Origin of the sequence: Luteibacter yeojuensis (genome assembly GCF_011742875.1) — a bacterium.
GTDB lineage: Bacteria > Pseudomonadota > Gammaproteobacteria > Xanthomonadales > Rhodanobacteraceae > Luteibacter > Luteibacter yeojuensis.
Genome location: NZ_JAAQTL010000001.1, coordinates 3,127,115 through 3,140,239, shown reverse-complemented (window position 1 = coordinate 3,140,239; position 13,125 = coordinate 3,127,115). Strand labels below are relative to the sequence as shown.

Sequence of the window (13,125 nt, the reverse complement as noted above, 5' to 3'; positions counted from 1 at the left end):
GGTGACGGCATGAAAAAGGACATCCGTGCCTCGCAGCCACCGGTCGCCAGGCACCCTTCGTTCCATGCGCCGCCCGATCCGTTGCTGCGGAAGCGTTCCGTGAGCGTGGCCCTGGGCGCGCTCGGCGTGGCGGCCGTGGGTTTCATGGCGTTCGGCGGCAAGGACGTGCAGCGGAACGGTTACGAGACGCTGGAGGATTGCGAGCACGATTACGCCAGCGGGCAATGCACGCGGGACACCGCGGTGTCCTCGAACGGAGGCAGCGGCGGCCACTACGGGGGCTATCACTATTACGGCCCCTGGTATCGCAGCGACTGGCGCAATGGCCCGATCAAGGGCGATCCCGGCCCCGGACGCAGCTTCGCCTCCGGGGCCGGCTTTAACGGTCATGGACCTTCCTCGATGGACTTCGGCCGCCGTGGCGGCTTCGGCTCCTCGGGACGCGTCTCCGCAAGGGGAGGCTGATGCGGCGCGAACGCATCGAGCCGCGCGCCGGCTGGCAGCATCGCGTGGAGGCGATCGGCTTCGGTTTCCACACGCTCGACGGCAGGCCTTACTGGCGCGAGGATGCCTGCTACGTCTTCGACGAATCCGCGATCGCCATGCTGGAAACGGCAACGGCCGAGCTCCACTCCCTGTGCCTGGAAGCCGTCGACCGTATCGTCCGCGCCGGCCGCTACGCCGATCTCGGCCTCCCCGACGATGCGGCGCGCCTGGCGGAACGCAGCTGGTTCGATCGCGATCCCTCGCTCTATGGCCGGATGGACCTCTCCTTCGACGGCCGTTCGCCACCGAAGCTGTTCGAATACAACGCGGATACGCCCACGTCGCTCTTCGAAGCCTCGGTAGTCCAGTGGTACTGGCTGGAGGACGTCGCGCCCGAGGCGGACCAGTTCAATTCGATCCACGAGAAACTCATCGCACGCTGGCGGGAGATCGGCGGTGGACCGCGCGTGCACTTCGCGGCCTGCTACGACAATCCCGAGGACGGCACCACCACGGACTACCTGCTGGATACCTGCGTCCAGGCGGGATACGACGTGCAACCGCTCGATATCGAGGAAATCGGCTGGTCCGGCAAGGCGTTCATCGACCTGGCCGACCGCCCGATCGACCGCCTGTTCAAGCTGTATCCGTGGGAGTGGCTGATGAGCGAGCCATTCGCCACGCACATCCCGCACAGCGGAACGCGCTGGCTCGAGCCGCCGTGGAAGATGCTGCTGTCGAACAAGGCGATCCTTCCACTGCTTTGGGAATTCTTTCCGGGGCATCCGAACCTGCTGCCCGCGAGCCGCACGCGTGCGCACGTCGACGGTCCCGTGGTGGCGAAGCCGTACTGGGGCCGCGAGGGCGACGGCATCGTCGTGCTCGGTGTGAACGAACGCGGCGAGGACAAGCCGCTTCATGTCTACCAGTCGCTCGCGCCCCTGCCCGTGTTCGATGGGCGGCACGCGCTGGTGGGGTCCTGGGTGATCGGCGACGAACCCGCCGGCATCGGCATCCGCGAAGACGACGACCGGATCACGCGCAATACGAGCTGCTTCGTGCCGCACCGGTTTCGCCAGGGACACTAGACTTCCGGGAACGGCATCCCCTGGCGGCGTCGGCGGTGCTGGTGGAAGCCCGCCGTATGATGAAGCTGCGCACCGGTGCCCATGCCGTCGGACGAGACGATGCGACAAAGGAAGAACGTATGCGAGCCGATCGCCTCGCTGTGGACGATGGTCAGCTCCTCTATGCGGAGCGCCGATGCGACCGTCGGAATGTCGAACCCGGGCGACCGGCTCAGAGGGAAGGAAAGTTCGTTCCAGGCCGTGACTGCCTCCCTGTGGTGGCGCGCCAACTGGTAGACCGTCGGTTTCATCGACGCGGGCGGGTGCGAGAGGGCCAACCGGCGCAGGGTGCGCATCGTCGGCTCCGATACATTGCTGCTGCGCAGGGCGAGCGAGAAAAGACCGCTGCTTTCGAGCGGTCCGATGAGGTCCATGGGGAAGATGTTGCGGTGGCCTTCCGTTTCCAGCGACACCAGGACGACGGGACGCGGAGGCAGGTAGGCGATCATCAGTTGCTGCGCGGCCGCCGGCTCCATGTTCAGATGGTTCGTGGACCGGTGCCTGAGCATGTTCCGGTTCTGGCGCCATGCCGTCAGCGGACGAAGCGGCCAACCGAGGCAGTAATGCTCGCCTTTCTCGACCCGGTACAGGTGGACTCCGGCGCGATCGACCGCGATGCGGCCTTCCTTGCGAAGACGCAACTGCCCGAGGAGACTCCCGGTGTGGCTATCGTGGTAGCGCAGCAGCGGATGCGTGCCGGCATCGATGCCGGTCGCGATCGTCAACGGGTTGAGCGAGGCGACGGTGTGGTCCCGGGTGGCGTCCGCATGACCGCCTTCCCAGTGCAACTCCGCCCTCACGTACCGTTCCGCGGGATCGACGGCGACCGTCGCCCACTGCGGCACGGAGGGCACGATTCGCCCGATCGCTTTCCGCAACATGCTCAGGTTCGCCGGAAGAGAAGGAAGAGGTACGGTTCGGTCAACATGCCGAATCCGCCGGGGAGCCTGCGCTCCAGGCGAAAGTATGGCGCGGCCGCACGCTCCGGCACGCGCGGGGCGAAGCGATGGATGCCGCTTTCCGTCTCGAACGAATAGAAGCCATGGCGAAACAGGTTGAAGAGGTTCCTTCGCCACCAGCCGTATCGCGCATCGCCCAGGAAGTACGGGTTGAGCATGCTGGCGAGAACGAATCCGCCGGGGTTGACCACGGTGTACAGCTGTTCGAAAAGCGGCGTCTGATCGGCGATATGGTTCAACACGGCGAAGTTGGCGGTCACCGCGTCGACACGGCACGGAAGGTCCGCGTCGACGCAGACCACCGCGCCCCTGGCGACCTCGTCGTGACAGTAAAGCTCGAGGTGGCCACGCATCGACGGCGACGGCTCATGGACGAAGGTACGGTGGCCGTTGGCAACGTAGGCCTTGGCGTCGATGCCCGTGCCGGCGCCGAAATCGAGCACGTCGGCACCTTTCGCCAGAAGGCCCAGCGCCAGCTCCCGGAAGCGGTCGCGTACGGCCACCTCGCGCCTGGAAGTCAGGAAGAACTGGTGGTACTGCTCCCCGGTATGCATTTGCGACCGCCCTTACGTCGATAAGGGTAAGTGCTTCCGAGCTCCGGAAAGGTTTCGCCCAACCCCCGCCGCCCCCTGTAGGAGCCGCTATAGCGGCGAGAAGCCGACGAAGCGATGAAGCGGCGAGGCAGGTTCCCCTCACCGCTATAGCGGCTCCTGCAAGGGTGGGCTGTTACGATGCGGGGTTCTGAAAGGAGTCCTTTGTCGATGCCCCTGCCCACCGTCGAACACGAAACCCGCCCCTCGCCGACCTGGTCGGTCATCTGGCTGCACGGCCTGGGTGCCGACGGCAACGATTTCGCTCCCATCGTGCCGGAACTGGTCGACACGGCGTGGCCGGGGGTCCGCTTCGTGTTCCCGCACGCACCGGTGCGGCCGATCACGGTGAATAACGGGGTGCCGATGCGCGCCTGGTACGACATCAAGGGCCTCGCCATCGCCGACAAACAGGACGCTCCCGGTATCCGCGCCTCGATCGGCGAGGTGGAGGCGCTGATAGCGCGCGAAGTGGAGCGCGGCGTGCCACCGTCGCGGATCGTGCTGGCCGGGTTCTCGCAGGGCGGCGCGATGGCCCTGGCCGCCGGCCTGCGTCATCGCGAATCGCTCGCCGGCATCCTGGTGCTGTCCGCCTATCTCCCGCTGCACGACACCATCGAGGCCGAACGCAGCGGAGCGAACCATGCCACGCCGATCTTCTGGGGCCACGGCAGCGCCGATCCCATCGTGCCGATGGTCCTCGGCGAGCAGTCGCGCCAGGCCCTGGAAGCTCTGGGCCATCGGATCGACTGGCACACCTACCCCATGGGCCACCAGGTGAGCATGCCGGAGATCGCGGACATCCGCGCCTGGCTGTCGGAACGCTTCGCCGAGGCCTGATGCCACCCTGCAGGAGCCAGGTTTCGTGACCGACCGCTAGCAGCGTTTGGGCCGGCTTCCGGCATACTCGCCGCATGCCAGGGGACCCTCACAATCCGCGCCAGCCTTCCGCCCCGCTGCCGGATTTCTGCAGCCTGCCGGTGCTGTTCGCCCTGCTGGTCGTCGGCGCGCTCACGGTCACGCTGATGTGGCTGGCGCCGGGGAACGACGGCGACCTGCGCGACTACAGCATCGCGGTACTCTTCACGAGCTGGCTGTCGATCCTCCTCACCGTGGCGCTGTGCAAGCTGCGCCCCTGGATGCAGCGGCTACCCTGGCTCCTGCCTTATGCCGCCGTATGGCTGCTGCTGGTGATCACGGTGGGCGCGAGCGCCGCCGTGCTCGGGTGGATCGACCGCAACCTCGGGGCGGGCCTCAGCCCCGCTTCGGGCTTCCGCTTCGTCCGCGACAGCATGCTCGCCACCGGGCTGCTTGGCGCAGGCCTGCTGCGCTATTTCTACGTGGTGGCGCAATGGCAGGTGCGTGTGGCCGCCGCGGCGCAGGCGCAGGTGGCCGCGCTGCAGGCGCGCATCCGCCCGCATTTCCTCTTCAACAGCATGAACGCGGTGGCGGCGCTCATTCGCGTGGATCCGGATGCCGCCGAGCGTACGGTGGAAAACCTGGCCGAGCTGTTCCGCGCGGCGCTGGGCAGCGACCAGGCTTCGCTGGGCACGCTGGGCGAGGAATGGTCGCTGGTCGACCGCTACCTGGAGATCGAGGCGCTGCGTCTCGGCGACCGCCTTCGCGTGGAGCGCGACATCGACCTGCCGGCGGACCTCCCGTTGCCGCACCTGCTTCTCCAGCCGCTGGTGGAGAACGCCATACGCCACGGCGTGCAGCCGCTCCGCGCAGGCGGCACCATCCGTCTCGGCGGCCATCGGGTTCCGGGCGGCGTGGAGCTCGTGGTGGACAATCCCCTGGGTGGCACACCGGCCACGCCGGGCAATGGGCATGGCCTGCGCAATGTGCGCGAGCGGGTACGTTTCCACTTCGGCGAACGTGCCACGGTGAGTGCGCAGGCGCGCGACGGCCGTTTCGTCGTCAGCGTGTTCCTGCCGGAGGCCGCGCATGCGCGTACTGATCGCCGATGACGAGCCGCTCGCGCGGGTTCGCCTGCGCGGCCTGCTGGCACGGCGCAGCGACGTGACCGTCGTCGGCGAGGTCGCCGACGGCGAGGCGATGCTCGAGGCCTGTGTCGAACTCGCGCCGGACCTCGTCCTGCTCGATGTGGAGATGCCCGGCCTGACCGGCACGGCGGCCGCGCGACGGCTCGCGGGCCTGCCCGCACCGCCGCAGGTCGTGTTCTGCACGGCCTACGAACAGCATGCCCTCAGCGCGTTCGAACTCGGCGCCACAGATTACGTCCTGAAACCGGTCCGCGCGGAACGCCTGGACGAGGCGCTCGACCGTGCCGCCGCGCGCCGCCCGTCGCCGCGCCCGGAGCGCGGTGCGTGGCTGCGCGCGCGCAGCGGCGGCGACGAGGTACGCGTGGCGCTGGACGACGTGCTCTACCTGCTGGCGGACGAGAAATACGTGGCCGTGCACCATGCCGGCGGCATGTGGCTGATCGACGAATCGCTGCGCCAGCTGGAAGCGGCGCACGGCGAGCGGCTGGTCCGCCTGCACCGCAATTGCCTGGTTCCGCGATCCCGCCTGCAAGGCCTGAAAACGCTGCCGGATGGCCGCGTGCTCGCGCGGCTGTCGGGCACCGAGGTGGCGCCGGAAGTCAGCCGGCGCAATCTGCCGGCGGTTCGGCAGCTGTTGCGGGCGACATAAGGGTCGCTGCGCGCGCCGCCGGTTTGCGGGACAATTCCCGCCTTCGTCCGTTTCGTCCCGGCTGGAAAGCAATGACCGCACCGCTCCGCATCGCCACCCGCAAAAGCGCACTGGCCCTCTGGCAGGCCGAACACGTGGCCACCCTGCTGCGTCAGGCGCATCCGGGCCTGGTCGTGGAACTGGTGCCGCTGTCCACGCGCGGCGACGAGATCCTCGACCGTTCCCTGGCGACGATCGGCGGCAAGGGCCTGTTCCTGAAGGAACTGGAGGTTGCGATCCTCGACGGCCGGGCCGACATCGCCGTGCACTCGCTGAAGGACGTACCGGCCGAGCTGGAGCCGGGCTTCGTGCTTTCGGCGATCCTGCCGCGCGCCGATGCCGCGGACGCCTTCATCAGCAACGACTACGCGACGCTGGCGGACCTTCCGAACGGCGCCCGTGTCGGCACCTCGTCGCTGCGCCGTCAGGCACAGGCGCGCGCGCTGCGCCCGGACCTGCAGCTGCTGGACCTGCGCGGCAATGTGAACACGCGCCTGGCGAAACTCGACGACGGTCACTACGACGCGATCGTTCTGGCCTGCGCCGGTGTCGAGCGGCTCGGCATGGCCGGACGCATCAGCCATCGCCTGGCCAGCCCCGACTGGCTGTCCGCACCGGGACAGGGCGCGATTGCCGTCGAATCGCGCGAGGCCGACGTACGCGTGGGCGAACTCATGGCGGCACTGGACGACCCGGAGACGCGCATCGCGGTGGACGCGGAGCGGGCCATGAACGAGAAGCTGGGCGGCAGCTGCGCCGTGGCGATCGGCGCCTGGTGCGTGGTGGCGGAACACGGACTCACCCTGCACGGCGTGGTGGGTAACGCGGCCACCGGCGAGCTTCTGCGCGCGCAGGCCGACAGCAAGAACGACACGCCGGTGACGCTGGGCCACGAGGTGGCGGCGATGCTGCTGTCGCTGGGCGCCGAGGAATTCCTGAAGCCGCAGCGCTGAATGGAACTGTAGGAGCCGCTATGGCCGCGAGAAGCCTGCGAAGCGATGAAGCGGCGAGGCAGGTTCCCTCGCCGCTAGAGCGGCTCCTACAGGTACAGGCCCTCAGAAGTTGTAGACGAGATTCGTCGTCGTGAGCTTGTCGGTGCTCTGCGTGCCGGGCTGGGTGTCGCTGTTGTAACGGATCTGGTAGCCCACCTTCAGTGCCATCTTCTTCGTCATGCTGACCGAAAGACCGATGTCGTTCTGGTAGTACTGGTTCTTGGAGCCCGCTTCCATCAGCAGCGTGTCTTCCAGCGCCGTGTTGTCGGTGAGGCGGTACTTGGCATTGACCAGGCCGCGGCCGACCACTTCGCTCTCGGCGTCCGGCGTGTAGGTTTCGCTCACGGTGTTGCCGTCGGCGTCCACCACCGGCGTGCCGTCGGGGCCGAGCAGGGCGCGTTCGGACTTCGCCGGCTGGTAGCGCTTGAAACCGGGGCCGATTTCGAACGACAGCTCGGCACGCTCGTTCTTCAGCGCGATATAGCCGTAGCCGACCGAGATGATGCCCTGCCAGAGATTGGCGCCGAAGTCGTCGTGCTCGTAGCGAGCCGCCGTCACCACATAGCTGCGCGGATCGAACTTGTAGCCCACCGACGCACCCGTGTCGTAACGGTTGGCCGTGGTGCTGAACTTGTCGACCGTGTTGCCGGCGCCGTCCTCGACCGAAACCTCGCCCTTGGAACGCAGGCCGTTGAGGAAGAAGTTGTTCTTCCAGACCTCGTTTTCCTGGCTGAGTCCCAGTTTGGCGTTGGCGTTCTCCGAACGGGAGTTGCCGCGGGAGGAGGCGAAGCCGAATTCGCCGGAGCCCGTCCAGCCGCCATTCTGGGAGGCATCCGAATTCGCGTTGGCGTTGGCATTGGCGTCCTGGGCCGATGCCGTGAAGGGCAGTGCGGCGAGGACGAGCGTGGCGATAAGGAGTTTTTTCATCGTCTACCCGTATTGTGGAAGGGAAACCGTCATGCGCGGCCGGCCACGAGCCGGTCGTACGCGCGACCGTAAAGCCGCTGTTCGAGGCATTGACCGATAACGCAGCTTAACGCGGCCAGACCGGCGGCCAGCGCGTGGGTCGGGCCGGCGGGATGGGAAATCAGCAGGAGGCTGGGCAGACCCACCGAAAGCATGGCCACCGCGACCCGCCCGCCAAGCAGGGATATGGCGCCGCGGCCGCGGGAAAAGCGCTCGGCGGCGCCGTTTTCCTCGGCCAGGCGGCGCAGCGCGCGCCAGCGCATGCCTTCCACGATACCCAGCGCCAGGGCCACGGCGAGCAACGCGAGCCGCCATGGGTTGAACGAGCCGGTGGGCGTCTCGGTCTGCAGTGCGACGCAGAGCCAGAACCAGAGACCGCCGGCGAACAGCGCCCAGGTGGTGCGTGCCAGCGGCAAGGTGTTCGCGACGGCGGCCACGGCGATGGGAAGGCCGCGGGAGATGCCGCGCGCCGTATACACCAGGGTGGCGAGGCTGCACAGCATGAGGGCGGCACCGGCCAGGCGCGTGGCCCAGAAATCGTTGTCGCCACGCGCCAGGCCGGCGAGCGCCAGCATGGGCAGGAAATTCACCATCGCGATCATGCCTTCCAGGGTCGGCATCATCCGCTTCACCGGATTCCATCCATGCCAGTCCGACGCGAACGGCAGGCGCAGGCAGGTCGCGACCAGGCCGGAGGCGACGAAGACCAGCCCGATCGACAGCGGAACCAGTACCTCGCCGCGACCGTTGGGGTACGTGCCGAGCGCCAGCGCCGTGCCGAGCACCATCCACAGGCCGTACCCGGTCGCGGTGGCCGTCTGGATGACCACGCTCGGGGTTGAGAACAGGTTGCGGGCAGGATCGCCCCTGTCGGGCCGGCCCTGCGGGTCCAGCGCGACGGAGGGCGTCTCGGTCGGTTCCGCCATGGTCGGGGAAGGCCTTCGGCGAATCGCAAAGGGTCATTTTTGCGCCTTATGGCGCCCGGCGCAAACCCGGGCACGCTCCGTCGCCGTACTCTCTTGCGGAGTGGCCCTGCCACCGCCATGCTTCGACCGTAGATACGGGCGTCACGCCCGCACGGACACACTTACCCGAAGCTCCATCTGCCGGCGACACCCATGGACCGCTACGAGCGCATTCTCACCCTGCACCGACTGCTGAAGTCCGCCCATTACCCGGTGCCGCTATCCCGTCTGATGGACGAACTGGAATGTTCGCGGGCCACCCTGTATCGCGACGTGGCCTTCCTCCGCGACGCCCTGGGCGCGCCGGTGCAGAGCGTGGCTGGCGAGCAGGCCTCGTTCCGTTACGAAGCCGGCGAAGCCGACAGCTTCGAACTGCCCGGCCTGTGGCTGACCAGCGACGAACTGGCCGCGCTGATGGCGCTCAACGAGCTGATCGGCCGCTCCGATCCCGGCGTGCTGGCGGGCGCCCTCGCGCCGTTCAAGGCGCGCATCGAGCGCCTGCTCTCCGACCACGGCAGCGGCAAGGCGTTGCCGGTGGACCGCATCCGGGTCATCTCCTGGGGCGCGCGCAAGATGGACCAGCAGGTGTTCCGCATCGTGGCTGGCGCCGTGCTGGAACGCCGCCAGCTGAGCTTCCGCTATCGTGCGCGCACCACGAATTCCGACACGAAGCGCACGGTGTCGCCACAGCGCCTCACCCATTACCGCGACAACTGGTACCTCGACGTGTGGGACCACGACCGCGAGGCCCTGCGCAGCTTCGCCGTCGACCGCATCGCCGATCCGCAGGCGCTCGAGGCGAAGGCGAAGGACGTGGAGGAAACGGAGCTCAACGACCTGCTCGCCTCCAGCTACGGCATCTTCGCCGGCAAGCCAAAGGCCTGGGCCACCATCCGCTTCTCGTCCCATGCCGCGCGATGGGTCGCCGACGAGCACTGGCATTCCCAGCAGAAGGGCGAGTGGCTGCAGGACGGCCGCTACGAACTGAAGGTGCCGTATTCAAATTCCCGCGAACTGCTGATGGACGTGCTCAAGTACGGCCCCGACGCGGAGATCGTGTCGCCGCTGCCGCTGCGCGAGGAGATGAAGATCCTGCTGCAGCTCGCGCTGTCCGGCTACCAGGCCAACGGGAACCATCACTGAAGGCCGTTTCGTGAGCGACTTCGACATCGCCGATCCGGGTGCCCTGCCCGCCGCGAACGGGGGGTCGCGCAAGCCGCGCGTGGCCCTTGCGCTTGGCGCCGGTGCGGCGAAAGGCCTCGCCCATATCGGGGCGATCGAGGTGCTGGAAGACCGCGGCTACGAGATCGTGGCGGTGGCGGGCACCTCGATGGGCGCCCTCATCGGCGGCATCTACGCCATGGGCAAGCTCGACATCTACCGCGACTGGGTATCCACGCTGGCCCGCTTCGACGTGCTGCGCCTGGTGGACTGGAGCTTTTCCGGCGGCGGCTTCATCAAGGGCGACCGGATCATGGCCGCCCTGCGCGAACTGATCGGCGAGGTGAACATCGAGGACCTCGAGCTCACCTACACGGCCGTGGCGACCGATATCGATCGCGAACGCGAGGTGTGGCTCACCCGGGGGCCGTTGTTCGACGCGATCCGCGCCTCCATCGCCATTCCCACGCTGTTCCGCCCTTATACGCACGACGGCCGCCGCCTCGTCGACGGCGCCCTGCTCAATCCCCTGCCGGTCCTGCCGCTGATGCGCGAGGAGGCCGACTACGTGGTGGCGGTGAGCGTGGACGGCGCGGCCGAAATGCAAAAGCCACCGGAGCGCAACGTGACCGCGGCACCGGACGAGGGTTACGCCGCAAAGCTGGGCCGGTTCATCGGCCGCGTGCTGCCGGCCGCCGAACCGAAGATCCGCGATCCTGGTGCGTTCGAGCTGATGACGCAGTCCATGGACCTCATGCAGGCCAACCTCTCGCGCCTGCGCCTCGCGGCCTATCCGCCGGACCTGTTGATCGAGATCCCGCGCAACGTGTCGACGGTGTACGAGTTCTATCGGGCGCGCGAACTGATCGAGCTGGGACGCGAGCGCACAGCGAAGGCGCTCGAGGCCTGGAAGCCGCGGTCGCCTGCGACTCGCTGATTTGTAGGAGCCGCTATAGCGGCGAGGGGACCCTACCTCGGCGCATCATCGCTCCGTGGGCTCCTCGCCGCTATAGCGGCTCCCACAGGGTTGCGTCAGACTTCCTCGGTGCGGGTGACCTTCGCCCGGCGCATCAGCCACGCCACGCCGCGCAGGTCGGCCAGGCCGACCCAGAGGCGATCCAGCATGCCGTACTTCGACGTGCCGGCCGTGCGCGGGCGGTGGCCCACCGGCACGCTCTGGCTCGCGAACCCAGCGCGCTTCACCAAGGCCGGCAGGTAGCGGTGCATGTGGTCGAAGTAGGGCAGGCGCAGGAAGGTCTCGCGCTCGAACAGCTTCAGGCCGCAGCCGGTGTCGGGCGTGTCGTCACGCAGCATGCGCGAGCGCACCGCGTTGGCGATCTTCGAGGAAATGCGCTTGTTGAAGCTGTCGCGGCGGGTGACGCGCCAGCCGGCGAAGAGCTTGAGGTCCCCCGCCGCGGTGTCGCGCGCGGCCAGCAGCTTCGGAATATCGGCCGGGTCGTTCTGGCCGTCGCCGTCGAGCGTGGCGATCCACGGCGCGCGGGCGGCGCGCACGCCGTTCCAGACGGCGGTGCTCTGCCCGCTGCGGGTGATGTGGCGGACGATCCGCAGTTCCGGGTACTGCGTCCTGGCCGCCGTGAGCACGGCGACGCTGTCGTCGGTGCTGTCGTCGTCGACGTAGATGATCTCGAAGTCGATCCGTCCACGCAGGGCCGCCGCGATCTCGGCGAGGAGGGGCGGGATGTTGTCGCGCTCGTTGAAGACGGGCACGACCACGGCGAGGTCGGTCATCGCTGTTCCGGAGTGGCGGGATTCGGGGCGGCATTATCGCCCAAGCGGGCTGAAGGGGACCACTGTGGGAGCCGCTATAGCGGCGAGAAGCCAACGGAGCAATGAGGCAGTGACGCGAGTTCCCCTCGCTGCTATAGCGGCTCCTACAGGAAAAACCCGGCTCAGATCAGATCTGGCCGACGCTCGGGGCCGCCGGGCCTTCGATGGCCGCGCGCCAGCCCCGTTCCACCGCCGCCATGGTCCGCCGGCTCGCGCCCTGGGCCATCACCACCAGGGTGCCACCGCTCAGCGCCACCTCGCGACCGTCCCATCCGTCGCGATGGAAGTCGGCGCTCTTGTCGATCATCTTGCCGGGCATGTAGAGCGCCACCACCGGCTCGTCGTTCATTCGCGTGACCAGGTGCACCGCCGGGTACGGACCCACCTTGCAGTCGTGCACGTAGGTGACGCCGACCGGCGCCGGGCCCTTGAGCCGCGTGGCGCGGCCCGCGAAACCGGCTTCCACCTGGGCATCGGTCATGGGCTGGGTGAGGCTCAGCGCATCCATTTCCCCGGGCATGTGCGCGACAGCCAGGGCCGGCAGCGAACGGAGGTCCGCCTGGCGCCAGAACAGGCCGCCGCCGATGAAGACGATCAGCACCGAAGCGGCCATCGCCATCCAGGTGCGGCGCCGGCGCACCTGCTGGCGCCGTTCGCCGGTCGCCTGGGCAAGCAGGATGCGGTCGGCCAGGCCTTCGGGCACGGGAACGGCGAGCGCGGCCTCGAAATCGTCCTCGAACCGCTGGGCGCGCTGCCAGAACGCGGCGCAGCCTTCCTTGCAGGTGTCGCGATGGGCGAGCAGTTCGGGATCGCGCGAGCGCGGCTCGGCGCCGATGCGACGGCGGAAGTCGAGGCAGTTCATTTCCGGCCCCCTTCGGCCGCGGCGCGCCCGGCCAGCAAGGCCTTGAGCCGTTGACGGGCACGGAACAACTGGGTCATCACGGCGCCGGGTTGCTGCCCGGTGCTTTCCGCGATCTCTTCGCAGGTCATGCCGCCCAGCACCTGCATGGCCAGCGGATCGCGGTACTTGTCGGGCAGCTTGAGCATCGCCTCACGCACCTGCGCGGCGTCGCCGCTGCGCTCCGGACTCGCGAAGACGGTGTCCTCGGGCACGTTGTCGTCCAGCTCGACCAGGTCCAGCCGCTTCCGTTCGTACAGCCGCGCATGTTCGCGGCGGAGGATCGTGATGAGCCACGGCTTGGCCGAATCCACGTCGCGCAGGGCGTCGAGGTTCTTCCACGCACGCAGGAAGGTCTCCTGGACGAGGTCCTGGGCGACCGTTTCGGAGCGCGACAACCAGAAGGCGTACCGGTAAAGGTCGGCCGACAGGGCGCGCACCATGGCTTCGTACTGGCGCTGCTTCGGATTCACACCCTCTTTGACCGGCGCCATGGGCA

General features: G+C 68.1%; 15 protein-coding genes. 8 read left to right on the top strand and 7 right to left on the bottom strand.

Annotated elements, in window-relative coordinates:
• Positions 1 to 9: 9 nt before the first annotated feature.
• The gene (locus HBF32_RS14245; RefSeq protein ID WP_166700260.1) at positions 10 to 465 is read left to right on the top strand and encodes a hypothetical protein; all 456 of its coding nucleotides are present in this window, start codon (positions 10 to 12) and stop codon (positions 463 to 465) included.
• Complete coding sequence (locus tag HBF32_RS14240) at positions 465 to 1,574, top strand: glutathionylspermidine synthase family protein (protein ID WP_166700259.1); 1,110 nt, start codon at positions 465 to 467, stop codon at positions 1,572 to 1,574. The genes HBF32_RS14245 and HBF32_RS14240 overlap by 1 nt, the downstream gene beginning before the upstream one ends.
• Here HBF32_RS14240 and HBF32_RS14235 read toward each other — a convergent pair.
• Together HBF32_RS14235 and HBF32_RS14230 are read right to left on the bottom strand one after the other, a co-directional pair.
• Complete coding sequence (locus HBF32_RS14235) at positions 1,571 to 2,494, bottom strand: PNPOx family protein (protein ID WP_166700258.1); 924 nt, start codon at positions 2,492 to 2,494, stop codon at positions 1,571 to 1,573. The two genes, HBF32_RS14240 and HBF32_RS14235, sit on opposite strands and share 4 nt — an antisense overlap.
• A 2-nt stretch (positions 2,495 to 2,496) precedes the next feature.
• The gene (locus HBF32_RS14230) at positions 2,497 to 3,126 is read right to left on the bottom strand and encodes a class I SAM-dependent methyltransferase (protein ID WP_166700257.1); all 630 of its coding nucleotides are present in this window, start codon (positions 3,124 to 3,126) and stop codon (positions 2,497 to 2,499) included.
• Positions 3,127 to 3,333: 207 nt separating this feature from the next.
• On the opposite strand from HBF32_RS14230, the gene HBF32_RS14225 reads away from it, so the two are divergent.
• From HBF32_RS14225 to hemC, 4 genes are all read left to right on the top strand, one after another.
• Positions 3,334 to 4,002 (top strand): alpha/beta hydrolase, encoded by a 669-nt coding sequence (locus tag HBF32_RS14225; RefSeq protein ID WP_166700256.1) that lies wholly within the window; start codon positions 3,334 to 3,336, stop codon positions 4,000 to 4,002.
• A 74-nt stretch (positions 4,003 to 4,076) separates the two neighbouring features.
• Complete coding sequence (locus HBF32_RS14220) at positions 4,077 to 5,132, top strand: sensor histidine kinase (protein ID WP_166700255.1); 1,056 nt, start codon at positions 4,077 to 4,079, stop codon at positions 5,130 to 5,132.
• Positions 5,110 to 5,817 carry a LytR/AlgR family response regulator transcription factor gene (locus HBF32_RS14215; RefSeq protein WP_166700254.1) on the top strand — a complete coding sequence of 236 codons (708 nt, stop codon included), beginning with the start codon at positions 5,110 to 5,112 and terminating at the stop codon, positions 5,815 to 5,817. The genes HBF32_RS14220 and HBF32_RS14215 overlap by 23 nt, the downstream gene beginning before the upstream one ends.
• A gap of 71 nt (positions 5,818 to 5,888) precedes the next feature.
• Positions 5,889 to 6,809 (top strand): hydroxymethylbilane synthase, encoded by a 921-nt coding sequence (gene hemC / locus HBF32_RS14210; RefSeq protein WP_166700253.1) that lies wholly within the window; start codon positions 5,889 to 5,891, stop codon positions 6,807 to 6,809.
• Between the two features lie 102 nt (positions 6,810 to 6,911).
• Here hemC and HBF32_RS14205 read toward each other — a convergent pair whose 3' ends face one another.
• Together HBF32_RS14205 and HBF32_RS14200 are read right to left on the bottom strand one after the other, a co-directional pair.
• Positions 6,912 to 7,775: a DUF481 domain-containing protein gene (locus HBF32_RS14205; RefSeq protein ID WP_166700252.1), complete on the bottom strand. Its 864-nt coding sequence runs from the start codon at positions 7,773 to 7,775 to the stop codon at positions 6,912 to 6,914.
• Between the two features lie 29 nt (positions 7,776 to 7,804).
• Entirely contained in the window at positions 7,805 to 8,740 is a 936-nt protein-coding gene (locus HBF32_RS14200; protein ID WP_166700251.1) for a hypothetical protein, read from the bottom strand.
• 192 nt (positions 8,741 to 8,932) lie between these two features.
• On the opposite strand from HBF32_RS14200, the gene HBF32_RS14195 reads away from it, so the two are divergent.
• Positions 8,933 to 9,922 (top strand): helix-turn-helix transcriptional regulator, encoded by a 990-nt coding sequence (locus HBF32_RS14195; RefSeq protein WP_166700250.1) that lies wholly within the window; start codon positions 8,933 to 8,935, stop codon positions 9,920 to 9,922.
• Positions 9,923 to 9,932: 10 nt separating this feature from the next.
• Complete coding sequence (locus tag HBF32_RS14190) at positions 9,933 to 10,877, top strand: patatin-like phospholipase family protein (protein WP_338039785.1); 945 nt, start codon at positions 9,933 to 9,935, stop codon at positions 10,875 to 10,877.
• A 95-nt stretch (positions 10,878 to 10,972) separates the two neighbouring features.
• On the opposite strand, the gene HBF32_RS14185 is transcribed toward HBF32_RS14190, so the two are convergent.
• The 3 genes from HBF32_RS14185 to HBF32_RS14175 all read right to left on the bottom strand — a co-directional run bounded on the left by HBF32_RS14185 (position 10,973) and on the right by HBF32_RS14175 (position 13,120).
• Positions 10,973 to 11,689 carry a glycosyltransferase gene (locus HBF32_RS14185; RefSeq protein ID WP_166700249.1) on the bottom strand — a complete coding sequence of 239 codons (717 nt, stop codon included), beginning with the start codon at positions 11,687 to 11,689 and terminating at the stop codon, positions 10,973 to 10,975.
• A 166-nt stretch (positions 11,690 to 11,855) separates the two neighbouring features.
• On the bottom strand, positions 11,856 to 12,590 hold the full coding sequence (locus HBF32_RS14180) for a DUF3379 family protein (protein ID WP_166700248.1): 735 nt from the start codon (positions 12,588 to 12,590) through the stop codon (positions 11,856 to 11,858).
• Positions 12,587 to 13,120, bottom strand: a complete 534-nt coding sequence (locus HBF32_RS14175; RefSeq protein ID WP_240147842.1) for a sigma-70 family RNA polymerase sigma factor — start codon at positions 13,118 to 13,120, stop codon at positions 12,587 to 12,589. The genes HBF32_RS14180 and HBF32_RS14175 overlap by 4 nt, the downstream gene beginning before the upstream one ends.
• Between the last annotated feature and the right edge of the window lie 5 nt (positions 13,121 to 13,125).

Bases quoted from the DNA above. Each gene is read 5' to 3' on its own strand.
- HBF32_RS14240 (WP_166700259.1), top strand. From the start codon at position 465: ATGCGGCGCGAACGCATCGAGCCGCGCGCCGGCTGGCAGCATCGCGTG.
- HBF32_RS14205 (WP_166700252.1), bottom strand. From the start codon at position 7,775: ATGAAAAAACTCCTTATCGCCACGCTCGTCCTCGCCGCACTGCCCTTC.
- HBF32_RS14215 (WP_166700254.1), top strand. From the start codon at position 5,110: ATGCGCGTACTGATCGCCGATGACGAGCCGCTCGCGCGGGTTCGCCTG.
- HBF32_RS14180 (WP_166700248.1), bottom strand. From the start codon at position 12,590: ATGAACTGCCTCGACTTCCGCCGTCGCATCGGCGCCGAGCCGCGCTCG.
- HBF32_RS14245 (WP_166700260.1), top strand. From the start codon at position 10: ATGAAAAAGGACATCCGTGCCTCGCAGCCACCGGTCGCCAGGCACCCT.
- HBF32_RS14195 (WP_166700250.1), top strand. From the start codon at position 8,933: ATGGACCGCTACGAGCGCATTCTCACCCTGCACCGACTGCTGAAGTCC.
- HBF32_RS14185 (WP_166700249.1), bottom strand. From the start codon at position 11,689: ATGACCGACCTCGCCGTGGTCGTGCCCGTCTTCAACGAGCGCGACAAC.
- HBF32_RS14235 (WP_166700258.1), bottom strand. From the start codon at position 2,494: ATGTTGCGGAAAGCGATCGGGCGAATCGTGCCCTCCGTGCCGCAGTGG.
- HBF32_RS14220 (WP_166700255.1), top strand. From the start codon at position 4,077: ATGCCAGGGGACCCTCACAATCCGCGCCAGCCTTCCGCCCCGCTGCCG.
- HBF32_RS14225 (WP_166700256.1), top strand. From the start codon at position 3,334: ATGCCCCTGCCCACCGTCGAACACGAAACCCGCCCCTCGCCGACCTGG.
- HBF32_RS14230 (WP_166700257.1), bottom strand. From the start codon at position 3,126: ATGCATACCGGGGAGCAGTACCACCAGTTCTTCCTGACTTCCAGGCGC.
- hemC (WP_166700253.1), top strand. From the start codon at position 5,889: ATGACCGCACCGCTCCGCATCGCCACCCGCAAAAGCGCACTGGCCCTC.
- HBF32_RS14200 (WP_166700251.1), bottom strand. From the start codon at position 8,740: ATGGCGGAACCGACCGAGACGCCCTCCGTCGCGCTGGACCCGCAGGGC.
- HBF32_RS14175 (WP_240147842.1), bottom strand. From the start codon at position 13,120: ATGGCGCCGGTCAAAGAGGGTGTGAATCCGAAGCAGCGCCAGTACGAA.